The organism is Acinetobacter sp. X9 (assembly GCF_054889255.1).
Genome location: NZ_CM142679.1, coordinates 2,654,044 through 2,670,833 on the forward strand (window position 1 = coordinate 2,654,044; position 16,790 = coordinate 2,670,833).

General features: G+C 36.5%; 5 protein-coding genes and 1 pseudogene. 1 reads left to right on the forward strand and 5 read right to left on the reverse strand.

Annotated features, from left to right (window positions below; genetic code table 11):
- From ACYU0V_RS12655 to ACYU0V_RS12670, 4 genes and pseudogenes are all read right to left on the reverse strand, one after another.
- Positions 1-6,672 (reverse strand): RHS repeat domain-containing protein, encoded by a 6,672-nt coding sequence (locus ACYU0V_RS12655; protein WP_461850280.1) that lies wholly within the window; start codon positions 6,670-6,672, stop codon positions 1-3.
- Between the two features lie 231 nt (positions 6,673-6,903).
- The gene (locus ACYU0V_RS12660) at positions 6,904-7,287 is read right to left on the reverse strand and encodes a DUF2750 domain-containing protein (protein WP_317810476.1); all 384 of its coding nucleotides are present in this window, start codon (positions 7,285-7,287) and stop codon (positions 6,904-6,906) included.
- A 30-nt stretch (positions 7,288-7,317) separates the two neighbouring features.
- Positions 7,318-14,007 (reverse strand): RHS repeat-associated core domain-containing protein, encoded by a 6,690-nt coding sequence (locus tag ACYU0V_RS12665; protein ID WP_461847709.1) that lies wholly within the window; start codon positions 14,005-14,007, stop codon positions 7,318-7,320.
- A gap of 204 nt (positions 14,008-14,211) precedes the next feature.
- A pseudogene (locus ACYU0V_RS12670) lies at positions 14,212-14,677 on the reverse strand (AraC family transcriptional regulator ligand-binding domain-containing protein); the annotation flags it as partial.
- A gap of 129 nt (positions 14,678-14,806) precedes the next feature.
- Between ACYU0V_RS12670 and ACYU0V_RS12675 the strand changes: the two are divergent.
- The gene (locus ACYU0V_RS12675) at positions 14,807-16,267 is read left to right on the forward strand and encodes a coniferyl aldehyde dehydrogenase (protein ID WP_461847711.1); all 1,461 of its coding nucleotides are present in this window, start codon (positions 14,807-14,809) and stop codon (positions 16,265-16,267) included.
- A gap of 51 nt (positions 16,268-16,318) precedes the next feature.
- Here the strand turns inward: ACYU0V_RS12675 and ACYU0V_RS12680 are convergent, their stop codons facing one another.
- Positions 16,319-16,684, reverse strand: a complete 366-nt coding sequence (locus ACYU0V_RS12680; RefSeq protein ID WP_461847712.1) for a hypothetical protein — start codon at positions 16,682-16,684, stop codon at positions 16,319-16,321.
- Positions 16,685-16,790: the final 106 nt, after the last annotated feature.

Consider the following 16,790-nt stretch of genomic DNA (forward strand, 5'->3'; position numbering starts at 1 on the left):
TCAATGCCCTTGTATTTTATCAAAGATAATATGACCATTTTCTTGCTGCTTACCGTAAATTCTTAAGTCCCCTCCACTTCCAAGTATTTTTAATTTATGAGTATATCCGTCTTTTACTAATGGCTCTGTACTAGATAATTTAATTATCCCCTGATTACCATTAGGAGGTACAACACCTTTTTGTTGAGCATTCATAAACTTCTTTTGGATATTTGGTGATAAATCATTCCAGACTTTTCTAGATATCCAACTTGTGACTTTTGAATCAGACTCATGCTGACCATTTGTAATACTTCTATAAAATCCAATGGCTTTTCCTACATATTGAATTCTTCCAAAAATATATTCTTCAACCCATGTTACAGGTGTAGCATTTCCAGACACCATATTACAGTTATTATTATCACAGGCATATTGAGCTCCATCTGTCCCAGTTTGCCATATACTATTATTATAAGGATCTAAATTAAGGGCCCTTGCTGCACTTCCTTGAACATTTGGAAATAAATATTGAGAGAACCCACTTAAATGACTAGCATGAATTCTATATTCGGGTACCAGCTCAACCATACCATTGCTGTTATAACCCACACCATTAAAATTCAACTCACCATTCTGATATGAAGAATTCACAAAATAATAATTCTTTGGACCACCAAATCCTACGTAAGGCTGGATCGTCATTTTCCCATTATTATATTGATTAATATTTTGGTTATCTGCTGAATAATATCCTTGATTATTTGGTCCATAAGTTACACCTACTGTAACTCCACAGTCCCCCTGACTACTTGAGCAACTCCCTAACCAATCATCAGTTACCGTAATGATTGCATCTTCAAGAGCATGACCTATTTGCTTAAATGGGCGGACAATTTCACGTCCTAACTTACTAAAAAAACTATAACCACTCGGGTCTAGCAATGTTCCTGGATTGTTATGTACATAACTATAACGGTTATAACCCTGTAAATTATCCGCTCCATCAATGGTCGGGTCCGCACTGGTAAATCGTCCCACCTGCGGGTCATATACTCGCCCGTTCATATGCACCAGACCAATACTGTCCAGCATCTCATGCGAGGTGAAACCATGGCTGTCTTTGGTTCCCTTCAGCACAGTACTCGCCACGGTTCCATCCGCATTGCGGCGCTTGCCCCAAGGGTCATAGCTCAAACGTTCAACTACCGCTCCTGTAGCATCAGTAATCACCTCAATTGAGGTCAAATGATCACTGTGGAAATAACGGTAAGGTCCTGTTTTACTCACCGCAGCCTTAGCACTGTTCGGTGCAACCCCTGCCTGAGCAGTTAAGCCCAGATCTCCGGTCGGTGGCGTTCCCTTATCCTTGCTGACATAGCTGCCCAGTACATCACCACCTGCATAGAGATAGTGGGTGTATTCAGCTGTGCCGTCCGGTAAATAGCTCTTCTCGAATGTCCCGCCCGTATCAATCCTTGGGTTGATATATAACGTTGTTGTGGTTTTCCCGTTCTCTACACTGGTACGTCTTACCCGCTCATGATTGGCATCATACATAAAGCTTTCTGTCGTCGTCCCCTGCTTGATCTGCAAAGGCATATTAAAGCTTGTCCAGCTATAGCTGCGGTTATTACCACTTAATAAGTTTCCATTCGCATCGTAACTGAAAGCCGTGTTCAGACCACCGGTTGTTGAACTGATCGTACACACCTTGTGTACACCACAACTCGTCCCACCTGTTGCATAGTTATATGTTCCCGTATCACTCTTGGCTGTCAGGTTGCCTATCGCATCATAACTCGCAGTAACTTTGCCACCGCTCTGGTTGACAACACTGGTCAGGCGGTTAATGTTGTCATAGCTAAATGTTTCATTCACCGAGATACCCGCCAAGTTCTGGTTTCGGTTGGTCAGGTTGCCTAGTGCATCAAAACTATAGGTGTTTTGCTGAATCTTCGCATCACCGGTACTGATCGATTCAATGAACCCTGTGTCTGCCTTATAGGCTCTTTTCGTCACCAGACCATTACCCAAGGTCTCTGCGGTAACATTACCCCTTGCATCCCGTGCATCTGCTGACCAATAGAGCTGCGTGCCCGCAAGGTTTCTGACTTCTTTTAAATAACCGTTGGTATCGTAAATATTTCGGTAGCCAAATCCCGTTGGGTAAGCAAATGCCAGCATACGTCCGGCATTGTCATAGTTCCACTTGGTGATAAAGTCCGGATCTGTCGTGCCTTGGGCAATAGGATCAATCTTTTTACTGGTCATGGTTTGGATTTGTCGACCATAACTGTCATAGCTATAGCTTTCGCTAAAGCCATTCGTACTACTGACCTGAGCCAGTTGTCCCTTACCCTTGGTTGCAGTATCCCATGTCCATGTCGAGGTCAGGTCCGGCTCGGTTCGTTTAATCAAGCGGCCTAAACTGTCATACTGGAAAGTCGTCTGCTGTCCTTTACCATCCTGCTGCCATACCGGTTGTCCCAGAACATTATAACGGTACTTCCAGGTTCCCAGTTCCGGATCAACCTGTTGCAGTTTATTCCCGTTTTTATCGAGTGTCAGGCTAATGCTGTTCCCTGATGCATCTGTCGTCTGGGTAATTCGCCCTAGCGCATCTCGGCTGTATTTGAGGGATTTATTATCATGATCAACAATTTCAACCACTTCATTGGCGATATTGCTCTTCTCTGTACGCTTTAAGTTCTTGGCATTGGTCATTGTGGTTTGCAAGCCACTGCGCGTATAGCTGGTGACCCGGTTACCCGGCTCTGTCAATTTACTCACACGTCCAAGCGCATCATATTCATAGGTCGTCCATTGCAGGTTTGCATAGGCTACATTGCTCAGGCTTGGACTACTGCTTCGGTACAGACGGCCAGATGCGGTATATTCATTACGCACTACAATATTATTGACATTGTCATAGGCTTTGGTCAGCGTTCGCTTAACGTTGCCATTAGCATCCTTATAGGTAATGACCGGTGCATTTAATGTTGAAGTCGAGGTGATCTTATAGTTTTCACCCTTTTCACATTCACTGCTGTTACTTCCCACCTCAACAAAGGTCTTACATAACTGATAGCTTATATCCGTCTGCACGCCACTGGCTGATTTAGTCTGAATCACACGGCCGAGTGCATCAATTTTTTGGGTGCTTGCAACCCCGTTGATATCTGTGGAGGTCAGGAGTTGTCCTGTAACCGGATCATAGGTTGCTGTAGACTGCTGCGATAATGCATTGGTCTCTTTGGTCTTGAATACACCAGCAGGATAACCTGTTCCTGCCTCATAGGCTGAGCTGAACGTACGCGTTGCTCCCGTATCCGTTCCATTGCCCGTACCACTTACACTGACTTTGGTGACATTGCCATAGGCATCATAGCTATAATCGGTCTGTAGCTTTAACGCTGCGTCATCCGGTTCATCAATCTTTTTAATGACTTGTCGTTTGATATCATATTCATAACTGGTTTTTGTTTGAATCGCGGTTTGACCCGTACGTGAAGCTGTCATCACCCGGTCTTTGATCAGGCCCGGAATCCAGTTGGTCTTGTCAGCTGTACCATAAGTGGGTTTAACTGTCGTGGTAAATACGTTTGTGCCATCTGCACTGCTTGTGGTTACCGTTGAATCGGTTAAATTACCAAATACGTTCTCGTAGTTATTGGCTGTGACTGTCTTGGAAACCAGTGTACCCAGTTCATAATTCTCAACTGTAGATTTCTTAATTCGTGGGAATTTAACCTTGGTGGTTGGGTAGGCACTGTCACTTACAAAATCTGCATCAGCCACGGTTAGCTTAGACACTAAGGCATCATTCGCTTTGGTCACTACAGATTTCGCCATCCCGATAAACGGATAGTTCTGGTTAAAGATGGTTTCTTTTTCTATAGTATTGGTAACAGCATAAATATCCGATGGCTTATTATAGCTTTCCAGTTTTTCTGTTTGTTTTTCGAAGCCAAGAAAACGATTCTCTTTAACATCTAGGCGAGGAGTAGAATAATCATAAGTTACCTGTGCACCCAACACATCATTTAAATAATTACGTATATATTTAACTGTCCAGATCGGCGCACTTATTCCCCTAACTGGAAATAGCTTGGATTCTTGATTCTCAGGGTTTCCACTTATACTAGAATATGCGAACCATTCTTTGCGACCATCACCAGGTTCAATTGAACGCAACATATCGGGTAAAGTTAAAGTAGGCATAAATGCCGCATAAATCCAACCATCAAGATAAGGGTCAGGTTCGGTATCCGTCGCGCTTGTTATCAGGGAATATAAAAAACTTTTTTCACCAGCCTTATGCGGATATGCCACAATTCTAAAATCTAAATCAGGTAAACCATCAGAATTAAAATCACTAAGAGTGGGGATAATATCAATTTTAAAATATTCTGGGCTTACAAAACCAGGATATCCCATAATTGCAAACATAACTTCTTCAGTACCAGCTTGAGGTTTATCCCAATTAGTTAAATGAAAATTGTCGATATTAAACTGCTTAGTTGGCTTTTGTAAAAAAGTAATAAGATTTGGTTTAAAGGAATAAGTATATCTGTAGAAATCAACCAATCCATCCTGATTAAAATCTACAAAATTTGGTGGACTGATTTTAGTGGTTTCCCAGTCTGAACCCCAGCCTGTTGTATCTATAACAAAGGGTGAAGTTTCAACTGTAGTAGACAACTCAAAACTATTTGCATTATCTTTTGAAAGTAATGGTACTATTTGCTCTTTAAACCTTGTAGAAGTTCCATTTGTACTGTCCATTCTTATGATTTTGGACATCACAATATCATCAAGACCATCATTATTATAATCGAATACATTAAATGAATAATCTTTATATATATTCGCCCCACTACCTTGGACAGTCCACTCCCAATCAACAGGAGCAATTTTGTAATTACAACTCAAAACTCTATCTTTATTAATCACATCCCAATAAACACTAATAGGACAAAAACCGAGCCCTTTTGTAGCATCAGTATAATAAAGCATTATATCATTTTCTTTATTTCGCTGAAAATTACCAGTTAAAATCCTTGATGATATTTTTGAGCTTCCGGTACTATTTTTTAATTTCGTTATAATTGCAGAATCTACTGTAGAGGTTTTAACGGAAACCTTTGCTCCTGTACCATCGAGCTTAATACCATCAAAACGAATATTGTTATCATCAGCATAAGTTAAAATAAGATCTTTAATACCATCACGATCACCATCCATTACCTTTATATTCACCAATGGCAATGGAACAGCATTAATATTTATAACATCTTTATAGGGTTTAAACTCTTTTTTATTTTCGTTATTAAAAGAAGCAGAAAATTCTAAAAGCGATACATTATTAGAGCTATCTTTTCCATAAATAACTAGATCCTCTATTTCATCACCATTAATATCCATAATAATTGGATACCACTCTTTTAAACCACTCAATAAACTATGCGTAATTTTAGCAGAATATTCAGTTCCTATCGAAAATATACTTAACCCATCTAGATCCTTTGAAATAACTGTTTTTTCAAATAGTCCTGGATATTTACTCACATTTAATGAAACATAGCGCACATTGCTTTTATCCGCAATTGAGGGAATTGGCAATACTCCTGGTCTGTGAGGTGGCCTCATACGTTCTTTGCCGTATGAACTCCATGTTAATTTAGTTGGAATGGTACAAGACCTATCACTTCCATTAATTGAGCAATAACTGATTGACTTTAATCTTGTTTTTTTTGCCACTGTATCGTTAATATCTTCGTATTGAAAACTATATTCCCCTTTTAAAGTATTATTTACCTTAAGATTTATTTTTGAGAGTTTTTTATCTAATACACGTGCAGAATCTTTTTCTAAAGTTATATTTTTACGTTCTATTTCGAGGCGGGACGTATATTCAAAATTAATTGAGTTTAATGGAGCATTGGCACCATTGCCCGTATATTTGATAACTTTAGGGTAGAATACCCCTTTATTTAGATCTTCATATTCTACTGTCCAGTAATTACCATTATTATCTTTTACAGAGGTCAACGCCCATTCAGAAACCTCAGTAGTAGAACTATTAACCAGATATTGACCAGTTGTAGCATCTTTATAGTTAAATTTTAGTGGAGTTGCATATTCCTTTATTATCCCCTCTTTGGTTTTAACGATAAATTTTTTAATAGTGCCACTAATAGAACCACTGGATTCAAGCTCTAAGGTGATTTTTGAAAAATCATCATCTTCAAATCGAAACTCTGTAGAAGACATTGCAGCACTATCAGGGCTGACTTTAATTAATTTTTTTCCATCTAATGAAAAACAGGATTGTTTAAAAGCTGAAGAGGTCGGTGAACCACCAACTTTATAATATTCTTGCAACTCAGCAGATGCCGCATCTTTTAATGTATTATTAGGTGCAAAACTACATCTAGATACTACTGAAATTCCACCAATACTCCAACCTAACCCCAAAATACCATCAGGACTCTCTCCGTTATAATTAAGGGATAATGGGGGAACAAAGCCATTAAGCGAAGGAGGAATATTCAGTGGAATATTATGATTGAGTACGCCTACAGAACTAACGGAGGTTTTACCATTTAAGGTTTCTGCGAGTTCTATATCTGCTGCATGAGAATGATGAATTGCTAGAAAAATTGATATAAAAAGTATTTTGTATTTCATTGTGTAAATTTAGGTGTCATTTATATAAACAAATAATACCTATTTTAACAAATCAACACAACAACCAATAAAAATATCTTTTAAATATGAAATATCTTTATTTTAAATTTTAACTACTAAAAGTATATAATAATACCTACTTAGTTTATAATTAAACTTAAGAAATAACCATTAATTATAATAGTCATTACAATTAATAAAAAAACTCCACCTAAAAGGTGGAGTAGCTTCTTAATAATTTTCCAACTCACGCTCCAGATCACTCAATACTTGTTCTATTTCTGGAGTTATTCCATTATTTACAGGCGTATAAAAAATACCTATTAAGACTCTATCACTTTGTAAATTTGGCAGTAACTCGCCCATAAAATCATCTAAAGAAAATGACTCAGCTTCATATCCCATCCATTCTTTATCTGCACATAATTCTGCATACTCTTTAGCGGGCCATACAGGAAATACTTTTTGACCATCATCTGTTGCAGCTAATGCCCAACCATCTTTATATAATCCCCACACTTCCTGCCTATCAGCAACAACCTTTATGAAATGCTCATATCTTTTAGGGCCAGCTAATGCACTTACAGCATCAATTTGTTTCTGACTAATTTTCATAAATTATTTCCTGCAAACCAATTACACCATTTATTGTGGAGGTCTTTCTTTATTCTTTCTACCAAAATTATCATATCTATGCTGCAAGCGATGAAGAATACGATCTTGTAAGTTTGAATATTCATACCCATAGCCTTTTGCAGCTTCACGTCCACGCTCATGGGCTAGATCTTTTCCTGGGGGATTTCTAATATAAGATCGTTTTCCACGTTCAATCGAATTCAACTCATTCTTAATCCAACCTTTATCCGCCGCTCCCAATTTATCATCTGTTGAAAGCTCCCTAAGTCTAGCTTGCTTACCCGAACGCCCTACAGCAGCCAATTTCGCAAATTTTGAAAATATCCCCCCTGTAATGCGATCAATAATAGTCTCTTCGATAAAATAATTTGGCTTTGTACTACCAGAAACCATATTACAGTTGTTATTACCACAGGCATATTGATTACCATCTGAACCAGTTTGCCATACACTACTTTTATCAGGATCCAAGTTAAGAGCTCTAGCTTCATCCCCTTGAACATTTGGAAATAAATATTGAGAAAAACCCTTAAAAAGACTAGCATCAATACTATATGCTGGCGTTAACTTTGCAATCCCACTCCCAACACCATCATAAGAATTAGATCCATAACCAAAACTATTAAAGTCTAATCCACCATTTTGATATGAGAAATTAAGCGTATAATTACTGTTCTGACCAGTTAAACCAATATATGGCTGGATGGTCGTTTGTCCGCTATTCGCATTACCGATTGCAGTATTATTTGGACCATAAGTGACACCTACGGTCATCCCACAATCACCTCTACTACTTGAACAGTTACCTAACCAATCATCATTTATTGTAATAATGGCATCTTCAATCGCATGGCCCAACTGCTTAAATGGACGTATAAGTTCCCGACCCAACTTTTTAAAGAAACCATAACCACTTGGATCTACCAGCGTCGCTGGATTATTATGAACATAGCTATAACGGTTATAACCTTGCAGGTTATCAGCACCATCGATATTAGGATCGGCACTTAAAAATCTTGCAACTTGCGGGTCATACACTCGACCATTCATATGGACTAGGCCAACATTGTCCATCATTTCATGTAAGGTATAACCACGATTTGTTTTTGTAGACTTTAAACCTGTTGCTAGTGTTCCATCTAAATTACGTCTTTTTCCCCATACATCATAGTTAAATCGTTCTATTACACTACCAGCTGAGTCAGTAATAGCTTCGAGTGAGTCAAGATGGTCATAGTGGAAATAACGAATGGGTCCCGTTTTTAAAGTTGTACCAAGAGTCGCATTTGGGGCAACACCATCTTTATAGGTTGTACTAAGATCTGCTGTCGGTGCTGTACCTTTATCTGTTGTGAGATAACTACCAACCACGTTACTACCAGCATAAATATAATGCGTATTTTCCATGCTTCCATCTGGTAAATAATTACGCTCAAAAGTATTTCCTACATCAATTCTTGGATTGATATAAATAGTTGTAGTTGCTTTCCCTGCGCTATCAACACTTACTCTGCGCACTCTTTCATGGTCAGCATTATATAAGAAGCTTTCTGTACTTGTTCCTTGCTTAATTTGCAGAGGCATATCAAAGCTTGTCCAAGTATTGGTTCGGCCATTACCTGTTAATAAATTTCCGTTAGCATCATAAGCGAAGCTTGTGTTAAGACCACCTGTTGTTGAACTTATCGCACAAACTTTATGTACACCACAACTGGTCCCGCCTGTTGTGTAGTTATATGTTCCCACATCACTTTTGCTGGCAATATTTCCAATTGCATCATAAGTCGCAGTTGTTGTTAATCCCTTCTGATTTACAATACTCTTGATGCGGTTAATATTGTCATAGGTAAATGCCTCAGTTATTGAAATACCATTTATATTTTGGTTCCTATTCGTTAAATTACCCAATACATCAAAAGTATAACTATTCTGTTGAACAGTAGAACCACCTGTATTGATTGACTCTAAGAAACCAGTATCAGTTTTATATTTATATTGTGATACCAAACCATTGCCAAGAGTCTGAGAAGTTACATGACCTAAAGCATCACGAGCGGTGGCTGCCCAATATAAACGTGTACCAGCCAAATCTCTAACTTCTCGCAAATATCCATTGGTATCATAGATATTTCTATAACCTATTCCAGTTGGGTAAACTAAACTTAGTAAACGCCCAGCCGAATCATAATTCCATTTAATAATAAAGTCAGGATCAGTAGAAGCTTGAGCTTTAGGATCAATTTGTTTTCCTGTCACTACCTGAGTAGGGCGACCAAAAGTATCATAAGAATAGTTTTCAACAAATCCGTTATTGGAGCTTACTTTTGCAAGTTTACCTTTACCATTTCCACTTGTATCCCATGTCCATTCAGATATTAGATCTGGTTCAGTTCGTTTAATTAAACGACCTAATGCATCGTATTGATAAGTAATCTGCTGCCCTTTTGCATCCTTTGACCATACAGGTTGGCCTAACGGATTATACCGATAAGAAATAGTTCCAACATCCGGGTCAACTTGTTGTAATTTATTACCCTTTTTATCTAGAGTAATAGAAATTGTATTATTAGCAGCATCTGTTGTTTTAATGACGCGACCAAGAGCATCTCTTGTATATTTTAAAGATTTAGAATCGTGATCAACCACCTCAACTACTTCATCAGCAATATTAGATATTTCTTTTCTATTTTGTCCTTTAGCATTAGTAGTTGTAGCTTCTAAACCATTAATAACCGTTTTAGTAACTCTGTTACCTGGCTCAACTGTTTTAATTAGACGCCCTAAACCATCATAGCCAAAAGATGTCCATTGTAAATTTGCGTATGCCACATTACTTAGCGCAGGTTGGCTACTACGATATAGCCGTCCATTATTATCATATTCGTTTCGGGCAACAATATAATTAGTATTGTCATATGCCTTCGTCATAGTTCTAGTTACTTGATTAGAACCATTTAAAAAACTAATAGTTGGAGCAGAACCCGTAGTTGTAGAAGTAAATTTATATTTTTCTCCAGTTTCACACTCAAGGGAATTTGTACCTACACCCACATAGGTCTTACACAATTCATTTGCATTTGTTGTTAACACACCATCAGGGCTTTTTGTTGTTAATATTCTTCCAATAGAATCTATTGTATTAGTCGCGACTTTCGCATTCGCATCTGTAGAGATCAAAACCTGACCAGTTAAAGCATCATAAGTAAACTTTTCCTCATGATTTAATGCATTTGTTTGCTTTGTTTTAAACGTCCCTGCTACATAATTTGTTCCAGCTTCATATGCATAGGTTACTTTACGAGTTCCTATACTTGTATCAGTTCCACTTCCAGCACCTGTCACAGTAATACTAGTAGGATTACCATAAACATCATAAGTAAAATCAGATTGTGTTTTTAAAGAGGTATCATCAGGCTCATCAATCTGTTTTTTTACTTGACGTTTATCATCATATTCAAATGATGTTTTTGTCTGAATAGCTGTCTGCCCCGTACGATTACTTAATACTGTACGATCTTTAACTAAACCAGGTTTCCATGTAGCAAGATCTTCAGGATAATAAGCAGCTTTAACATTCGTTGTAAAAACTGAAGTATTATCAGCATTTGAAGTTACCAGATTAGACTCTAAAGTATTACCAAAACGCGTTTCAATAGTTTCACTTTTAATAGATTTTGAGACAAACTTACCTTGTTCATATTTTTCTGTTGTGAAGGACTTAATGCGTGGAACCTTAACTTTAGTAGCTGGATAAGCACTATCACTCACAAAATCAGCATCATTTACTGACATTTTGGAAATTAAATTGCCATTTAATTTTTGAATAATAGATTTCGGCATTCCCACATAAGGATAATCTTGTTTATAGATTATTTCTTCTTCTAATTTATTTGTTACAGGGTTACCTACCTCATCTTTATTATAATTTTCTATAACTTTAGTTTGCTTTTCAAAGCCTAAATAACGTTTTTCTTTAACATCTAAACGGGGAGTAAAATAATCATAACTGAGGCTAGATTTTTTAACATCATTTAATAAATTATTAATACCACTCACCACCAAAATTGGTTTATCAACCGCCTGAACAGGAAATGGTTTTTTAACAATAGAATCAGTAGATTGAGTTTTATTCATATACCCAACTCTTACTTTCTCCCCACTCCCCATATCTATAGTTGTTAGTAAATCATTAAATTTATTATTCTTTGTTAACATTATTGAGGATGGAAGGCCAGGAGTACCAATCACATCATTTTTATCGTACGCTCTAGCAGCATATGATAAAAGAAAAGCATTAGAACCAACACTTGTTGTTTTTGGTCGGGCTAAAATCGAAAAAGCAGCATCTGGATAACCATCTAAATTAAAATCTAAGTTAGGTTCAGATATAAAACTAAAATTGTAATTTGTATCATTAATGACATACGGAATACCCAAAATAGTATATAAAGTTTGATCTGTAGAGGAAGTAGCATCCTTCCAGACTTTCACTGCTTTATTATGAATATCAAATTTTTTATTAGAATTTTGCAAAAAAGTGATTAAATTAGGAGATGATGCCTTTGTATAACGATAATAGTCAAGATAACCATCTAAATTAATATCATTAAAAAATGGTTTTGACCAATACCCTTCCCATGCGCTAGTCCATTTTGTTGTATCAACTGTAAAATAATCTGTTTCAAAGGCTGGAAGAACTTCGAAACTAGTCCCAGCTACTGGACTTTTAGACAAAAGAACAATAATTTTATCTTTGAATCTGGTAGCAGTTCCATTCGTAGAATCTGCCCTTATAACCTTTGATATGATAATGTCATCCAAGCCATCATGGTTATAGTCAACAACAGAAAAATCATAACTCTTATAACTTTGACCTTCTGTACCACTTATAACAACATTATCAGAACATGGTATTGCTTCACTCTTATTTTGATAAATAGAATCTTGTACATTTAATGCACAAAACTTCAACCCCTCACTATCTGTATAGTGTATAAGAATGTCACTACTTCCAGCACGATTAAATCTTCCTTTAAGAAGATTTTTACCAATATCTCCTTCCTCAATCTTATTTCTTAAATCTGATAAAGTGGCAGAATATAGATCAATTGTATCTAAAGAAGTTTTATTCCCTGCTTGATCTAACTTTAAACTATAAAATCTAGCCATACTAGAATCTATAAAAGTTAAGTTTAAATCATTAACTCCATCATAATTTCCATCTTTTACATCTAGACTATGCAACGGAGCTGAGACATTTGCAAAATTTGAAATTTCTTTATAAAAAGTAAAGGTTCTCTTCCCATCTGTATCAAATGCTGAAGTAAATTCTAGTAATGATATATTATTACTTGTATCTTTACCGTAAATTACAAGATCTTCAATCTCATCTCCATTCACATCCAAAACAATTGGAGACCATTCTTTAAACTTACTTAGTGTAGTATGAGTTAAGGTAATATTTGCTCCCGTGCCATTCATTAAATTACTATCATATATTGTCAAAGTATCAGCATTAACTGACAAGCCAATTGTATTCTGAAAACTATCACCTTTTTTTGTATGAAGCTTTACTAATTGGACTTGTTTAGCTGTATTAGGGATTTTTGCAAGATTAGAATTTATAACATAAGATATATTGTCTTTACCATATGAACTCCATTCAAAGTTTACTGGTACAAGACACTCTCTATTTGTACCAACTGTAGAGCAATATTTAATTGTTTTTAATCTATTTTTATTAGCAGTATTATCATCAATATTTTCATATTGAAAGTTATATTCACTTTTTAAAACGTTGTTTATTTTAATATTTATTTTAGATAGTTTTTTATCAATTACTGTTGCAGAACCATTTTCGACAAAAGTAACTTTCTTTTCGTTTTCCGGCCTATTTATATAAACAAACTCTATTGAGTTTGAAGGTAAAACTGACCCATTACCTGTATACTTTATTACTGATGGATATAAAGCACCTGTAGATGCTGAGTCCAAATAATCTATTGTCCAATAATTTCCATTTATATCTTTTACAGAGGTTAACCCCCACAAGTAAGTATAAGCTTCAGCATTAGAGATTTTTTCATATACTCCTGTTTGTGAGTTCTTTCTATTCATTGTTACTCTGGCACCATATTCTCGTATAGTACCATCCTTTTGAGTCACAATAAATTTTTTAATGAATGGCATTGAGACAGTGCCAGAAACTGTATTTCCAATTTCTAATTTAACTTTAGAGAAGTCATCATTTGCTAAATGAAATTCTGTATCTATATTTGCTGCTGTATCTGCACTGGTGCGAATTAATTTTTGATTATCTAAGCAGAGTGTAGATTTTAAATAAGCTGGTGTATTAGCTAACCCTCCCAGCAATTCAGCTATAGATGCATTAACAATTGAAATTCCTTCCTTTTTTTCACTATATGCTGAATCGTCTACACAGCGGGAAATGGCAGATAATCCAGAAACCCCCCAACCTAGACCTAATATTCCATCATTTGCCTGTCCGTTATAATTTAAATTTAAGTCTGGCGAAAAACCACGGATAGAAGGGGGCAGGCTCAAAGGTAAGTTATAATTTAAAACTCCCAAACCATCCACAGATGTACTTCCTTTTAAACTTGCGGAGAGTTCAATATCAGCAGCATTTGTGTAATGCATGGCACACAAAATAGATACAAAAAGAAATTTTAACTTCATTATTTTTCCATTTTTAAATTTTTTTGACAAAATATAACAAAAGGTAAATTTTTGCAACATTTAGTATAAAATCTTAAATGAGAAAGAATATTTTATATATCAAGATCTTTATTTTTCATATTAACTACTAACACCAGCAAATTAATTGCTATAAATTTTTTATAATAATTAGAATTTAAAATTCGATTCTTATATATTAAAAAACAGAAGCTTACTCAGTGCAATAATGTCCTGCCCTGCAAAAATCGTAACATCCTCTCGAATATAAATTGACTTCTTTAAAATAGGCCCTGCAAGCTTAATGTGTCGGATGCCCAGATCTACCGCTTGTCTAAAATTACGCGAAGAGTAAAGCGTGTAACCATATACCCCAAAATCAGACAATCGCTGCTTTTGTCCTGCGCGTAGTGCAATTAAAGGATCGTGAGATAGTTTTTGAATATTTTGAAATAGCTGAATTTTTTGGACTTGGGAAATATATAGAGGATTGATTCATCGTATCTGGCGAAATATTTGTGCCAGATAGAACATCTGATATTGAATGGCCTTGCAAACCCATTTCATCGAATAAACTGGTTAAACCCAGCAAATATGTATTGGCACCTAAGGATGTATTATCATAATTTCCTTCGATAACACTATTTGCATTTTTATAAATATTTTTAGGCATTTAATTCACATCATCCCTAGAGTGACGTGCATAATGGCACTAAACTACCTCTTGTTGTCTCAATTTAACATCGACCATATGACGCTTCAAGCATAAAGTATGATAAGCAAAAGTATGGAAGGAATAATAATGGAACAGTCCACCTTAAAAGAATATAGCGGCTCTGCCACTGAACATATGGAGCTTATTTTTTCCAAACAACGTGCCAATTTTGAGGCAGATCCCTATCCAAGTCTTGAGGCACGCCGCACCAGACTGCATCAACTCAAAAAACAAATTATCCGTTATCAAGATGCTTTAGCTGCTGCGATTAATTCCGATTTTAGTTCTAGATCATTTGATGAATCTAAACTACTAGATTTGCTTGGCTCTGTGTTGGAAGCCGATCATGCCATTCATTATTTACGCCGCTGGATGCGCCCAAGTAAACGCCGTACCGAGCTTTTATTTTTATCAAACCGTTTAAGTGTGCAATACCAACCTAAAGGTGTGGTTGGTGTGATTGTGCCTTGGAACTTTCCCGTTTATTTAGCACTTGGCCCCCTCATTGCCGCTTTGGCTGCGGGCAATCGAGTCATGATTAAGCTGCCTGAAATTACACCGAATACTAATGCCATGCTTCGACGCATGCTTGCCGAAGTTTTTAATGAAGATGAAGTGGCCGTGTTTGGTGAAGAAATTACAGATCCAGCTAGATTCACCACTTTGCCATTTAACCATATTGTCTTTACTGGCTCTCCAGCTATTGGCAAAGTCGTCATGAGAGCTGCTGCTGAAAATCTAACACCTGTTACACTTGAGTTAGGTGGCAAATCACCGGCCATTGTGAGCCGTAATTATCCGCTTGCCGATGCTGCAAAACGTATTACCCATGGTAAAGCAACTAATAGTGGTCAAATCTGTGTAGCGCCTGACTATGCGTTGGTTCCAAAAGAAAGTATTGATGAATTTGTTGAAACTGCAAAATCAAGCTTTATAAAAATGTTTGGTCAAAACATTGAAAATAATGAAAATTACACCTCCATTGTGAACGACCGCCATTTAAAACGTATTCAAGATATCTTGACCGATGCACAAGAAAAAGGTGCCCGTATTATTCCTTGCGATACTTATAGCTTTGACCAACAAGGCCGCAGGATGCCTGTACAGATTGTGCTGAATTGCACGCCAGATATGCGCATTATGAAAGAAGAACTCTTTGGCCCTATTTTACCTGTGGTGGCTTATAATTCTTTAGATGATGCGATTACCTATGTGAAATCGGACGAACGACCTTTAGCGCTTTATTTCTTTACACATAGCTCGGTAGAACGCGACCGAATTTTACGTGAAACTCATTCGGGTGGTGTGACCATTAATGACTGGGGCTGGCATGTAGTCAATCATGATGCTCCTTTCGGTGGTATCGGCAATTCAGGCATGGGGTCATATCATGGTGAGGAAGGTTTCCGTGAACTTTCACATGCTAAAACGGTTTTTATTCGCCATCGGTTCTTCCCAACTCAGCTTTTCCACCCTCCTTATGGAACATTCCTACAAAAATTAGCGATTCGCTTTTTCTTGAAAAAAGGTGATCCAAGTATTAAATAATGAATATAAAAAAAGCCTCGTAATGAGGCTTTTTTATTGGCTTTTAATTAATCAACCGGACGTAATAGAAAAATTATGAAATTTACAGATCTTTAAATAAGTATCTTCAAATAATTTTTCCATTTTAGGGTTCCCATCATGATAGTCATCCCAAAATTCTCCACTAAATTCTTTAGGTTCAATAGTCGTAGTTATAGTATCTTCCTGCTTATAAAATGAAATTTCCCAACCTTCAGGTATACTGGGATTAATTATTTCAAATTTAGAAATTTCTACAATAACAGGGGTACCATCTGAATCGCGGCGAACAGATACTTTTGTTTCATTTCGATATTCATTAAATTGCATCCCAAAACAGATATATCTTTTCCCCATAGTAAAATCGTACAAATTACTATCATTACACTTAAGTATCATGGGATTACTATTCCTTTTACTTTGTAATCTTTAGTTTTAAAATCAATTTAATTCATTTTAATATTTATGACTATATTTAAAATCCTGAAAAACATTTCAGACCTTA

Bases quoted from the DNA above. Each gene is read 5' to 3' on its own strand.
- ACYU0V_RS12680 (WP_461847712.1), bottom strand. From the start codon at position 16,684: ATGATACTTAAGTGTAATGATAGTAATTTGTACGATTTTACTATGGGG.
- ACYU0V_RS12665 (WP_461847709.1), bottom strand. From the start codon at position 14,007: ATGAAGTTAAAATTTCTTTTTGTATCTATTTTGTGTGCCATGCATTAC.
- ACYU0V_RS12660 (WP_317810476.1), bottom strand. From the start codon at position 7,287: ATGAAAATTAGTCAGAAACAAATTGATGCTGTAAGTGCATTAGCTGGC.
- ACYU0V_RS12655 (WP_461850280.1), bottom strand. From the start codon at position 6,672: ATGAAATACAAAATACTTTTTATATCAATTTTTCTAGCAATTCATCAT.
- ACYU0V_RS12675 (WP_461847711.1), top strand. From the start codon at position 14,807: ATGGAACAGTCCACCTTAAAAGAATATAGCGGCTCTGCCACTGAACAT.